3 protein-coding genes are annotated in these 3,863 nt (G+C 68.2%); 2 read left to right on the top strand and 1 reads right to left on the bottom strand.

Annotated features, from left to right (window positions below; translation table 11 throughout):
* The coding region (locus VLK61_RS15445; RefSeq protein WP_325422502.1) for an ABC transporter substrate-binding protein at positions 1-1,262 on the bottom strand (1,262 nt) is incomplete at its 3' end.
* 298 nt (positions 1,263-1,560) lie between these two features.
* Between VLK61_RS15445 and VLK61_RS15440 the strand changes: the two genes are divergently transcribed.
* Complete coding sequence (locus tag VLK61_RS15440; RefSeq protein ID WP_325422501.1) at positions 1,561-3,228, top strand: GGDEF domain-containing protein; 1,668 nt, start codon at positions 1,561-1,563, stop codon at positions 3,226-3,228.
* Between the two features lie 84 nt (positions 3,229-3,312).
* The coding region (locus tag VLK61_RS15435; protein ID WP_325422500.1) for an enoyl-CoA hydratase-related protein at positions 3,313-3,863 on the top strand (551 nt) is incomplete at its 3' end.

Here is a 3,863-nt window from a genome sequence, read left to right as displayed (position 1 = left end):
TGCGAGGCCTTCAGCGCGTCGTCGACGGAGGTCTTGCCGGCCAGCGCCGCGCTCATCTGCTGCCCCACGGCGATGCCGATCGCCTGGAACTCGGGAATGGCCGCGAACTGCACGCCGACATACGGGCTCTTGGCCAGCGTGCTGTCGTTCGGATTCGCGCTGTCCAGGGCGGCCTTCTCGGCCTGCGCGAACTTCGCCGCCTTGAGGAATTCCGCATTCGCGTAGGTCGACTTGCGCGTTCCGGTGGGCACCGCCGCCCAGCCCTTTTCCTTGCCGACCAGGTTGATGTAGTCCTTCGAGGTCGCCCACATGATGAACTTCTGCGCCGCGTCGGTGTTCTTGGTGCCGGCGGGAATCGCCAGCGACCAGGCCCAGAGCCAGTTCGCGCCCTTCTGCGTCACGGCATAGGGGCCCTGCGCGAAGGCCACCTTGTCGGCGACCTTGCTCTGCTTCGGATCGGTGATGAACGAGGCCGCGATCGTCGCGTCGATCCACATGCCGCACTTGCCTTCGTTGTACAGCGCCAGGATCTCGTTGAAGCTGTTCGCGCTGGAGCCGGGCGGACCGTACTTCTTCAGCAGGTCGACGTAGAACGTGACCGTGTCCTTCCAGGGCTTGCTCTCGAGCTGCGGCTTCCAGTTCATGTCGAACCACTGCGCGCCGAAGCTGTTGGCCATCGTCGACAGGAAGGCCATGTTGTCGCCCCAACCCGGCTTGCCGCGCAGGCAGATGCCGTAGACGCCGTTCTTCGCATCGTGGATCTTGGCCGCGGCGTCGCGCACATCGTTCCAGGTCGGGCGCTCGGCGAACTTCACGCCCGCCTTGTCGGTGAGGTCCTTGCGGTACATCAGCATCGAGCTCTCGCCGTAGAAAGGCGCGGCATAGAGCTTGCCCTCCACCGACAGGCCGTTGCGAATGGCCGGTAGCAGGTCATCGACGTCGTAGTCGGCGGCGGGCTTGATTTCCTTGAGCCAGCCCTTCTTGCCCCAGATCGGCGTCTCGTACATGCCAATGGTCATCACGTCGAACTGCCCGCCCTTGGTGGCGATGTCGGTCGTGACGCGCTGGCGCAGCACGCCCTCCTCCAGCGTCACCCATTTGACCTTGATGTCGGGATTGGCCTTCTCGAAGTGCGGGGTCAGCTTCTGCATCTCGATCATGTGGCCGTTGTTGACGGTCGCGACGACGATCTCGGTCGCCGCGAACGCGCCGGTGCTCAGGGCGATCGCCAGCGACAGGGCCAGCGGGGTCTTCAGAGTCATGGGTGTCTCCTCGGGGGTGTTGAACTCGGTGTCACGCGCATCGCGACGACGGTGCAACGATAGGTTTTGCGCCCCCGATGTGCGCGTACAGCAGGCGCAGCGACACATACGAATTTGCATTCATTGCTCAGTAATTTCCCCATGTCGGCGGAATTTCGTACCAGTTCAGGCGATCCACTGGGGCCTGCCGCGGCGGCATCCGGGAAACCTCCGGTAGCTGCCGCCCTGCCCTGCGGCAAGCTGTGCGGCATCCGGCCGAACGACCGCCGGCTTGCCCAATGGCGGGCAGGGGAACCGCTTGGTTGATATCGCGCCGAATGACCACGAACGCAGCCGCCTCGCCGAGTGCATGCGGCTCGCCGACCCCGTGTGCAACCTGGACGCCGCAGCGGCGGCGAGCGCGGCGCTCGAAGCCCGCGCGCTGGCGCGATCGCTCGCATCGGAAGCGGACGAGTACCGCGCCACCGCGTGGCTCGCGCGGCACTGGATGTACCTGGGCCGCATGAACGAGGCGCTGGACCTGGCGGCCGAACATATCAGGCAGCCGTCGTCGCCGGACGTGGAGGATGCGCGCGTCGAGGCCCTGCTGGTCGTCGCGCTGGCCGGCAGCGAGATGGCCCGGTTCGAGCAGGCGCTGGGCGCCGCGGAAGAACTCGTGACGCTGGCGGCCCGCCGCGGCGACGCCGGCAGGATGCTGAATGCCGCTGTCGCGCTGGCCATCCCGTTCGAGCGGGTGGGCGACTCGTGGCAGGCCGAACGCATTCTTTCCCAGGCGCTGGCCGACCACGGCAGCCGGAGTTCGGCCCGCGGCGTCTTGTCCGCCTGCAATGCCTTGTGCGCGATCTGCGCGCACATCGCCCATCTGCTGCGCGACACCGACTCGCCTTCGGAGGTGGCGACCTTCCTCGCCAAGGGGCGCGCTGCGGGCGAGCGCGCCTTCGGGCTCCTCGACGAGGTGCCCAACCCGGCCTTCGAAGTCATCATCGGTCTCAACCTGGCCGAACTTCTCGCGGTACAGGGCGAAAACGAACAGGCCCTGAGCCTGCTGCAGCGTCTGCGCATCTCGGTGCAGGATCAGCAGCTCGCTTCCTACGCCTGGCATGTCGATGTCGAGCTGGCGGACGTTCAGTTGCGCCTGGGGAACGCCCGCGAGGCGCTGGACATCGTGCAGCGCCTGGAGGCGCATGGCGACGCGGTGCCGCCCTCGACGCTCGTGAAGGGCCATCTCGTTGGCTACGGCGCAAGCAAGGCGCTGGGCGACTTCGCGCTGGCGCTGAAGCACTTCGAGCTCGCGGAGCGCATGGAGCGGCACACGCTGACGCGGCACCTGCGCACCCAGTCAGCACTCTTCGTCACCCGCACCGAGGAACTGAACGCCAGGCATGTCGCCATGGCGGCCCGGCTGGAGGCCCAGCAGGAACGGCACCGTGCCGCTCACTTCGCCGCCCAGGCCGAGCAGGACCCGCTGACGGGGCTGGGCAACCGCCGGCACCTGGAGCGGCGCGCCGCGGATCTGTTCCTCCCGCTGGACCGGGCCCTGGCGCCGCTGGTGCTGGCGCAGATCGACGTCGATCACTTCAAGCAGGTCAACGACACGCACGGGCATGCGGCGGGCGACACGGTGCTGGTCGCCCTCGGCAAGCTGCTGCGGGACAACTTCCGCGCCGCCGACGTCGTCGTGCGCAGCGGCGGCGAGGAGTTCGTGGTCGTGCTGCCCGACACGCCGCTGCCGCGCGCCATGGAGGTCTGCGAGCGCCTGCGGGCCCGGGTCGAGACCACGCCGGTGGACATCGGCACCGGCACGCCGCTGCAGATCACGATCAGCATCGGCATCGCCACCGCGCCGGCCTACGAGCTCGACACGCTGATGCGGCGGGCCGACGCCGCCCTGTACGCCGCGAAGCAGGCCGGACGCAACCGGCTGTGCTGCGCGGAGCCGTTGCCGGACATGGCGGGGCCGGCATAGCTGGTCTGCGCGCTGCGGTCTGGCGCGCCGCCCGTCCACTTCCTAGACTCGGCGCCTATCCGCATCGAGCTCACAGGACACGCCATGGACGACCTCACCCAGCTGAAGGTCAGCATCGCTGACCACATCGCCACCCTGGTCATGGACAGCCCGCCGGTCAATGCCCTGACGCGGGTGCTGAACGACGAGCTGACGCTGGCGCTGGATCGCATCTCGGAGATGGACGAGGTGCGCGTCGTGGTGCTGACCGGCGCCGGCAAGGTCTTCTGTGCCGGCGCCGACCTCAAGGGCCGCGCGCAAGTCATCAAAGGTCCGGGCGACCTGCCTGCGCACTCGCGCAGGACGCGGGAGTGCTTTCATGCGATCCGCGAATGCGCCAAGCCGGTCATCGTCGCGATCAACGGCGCGGCGTTGGGCTCCGGTCTCGCGATGTGCGCATCTGCCGACATCCTGGTGGCCTCGGAAAAAGGCTCGCTGGGCATGCCCGAGGTGGATGTCGGCCTGCTCGGCGGTGCGCGCCACGCGATGCGGCTGTTCAGCCACTCGCGGCTGCGCCGCATGGCGCTGACCGGTCTGCGCGTCGACGGCACGGAGCTCTACCGGCTGGGCGTCGTGGAAGCCTGCACCGCGCCCGA

The organism is Aquabacterium sp. (assembly GCF_035476535.1).
Classification (GTDB): domain Bacteria; phylum Pseudomonadota; class Gammaproteobacteria; order Burkholderiales; family Burkholderiaceae_C; genus Pseudaquabacterium.
Note: the sequence above shows the minus strand (reverse complement) of the source record. Positions and strands in the feature narration are given on the sequence as shown.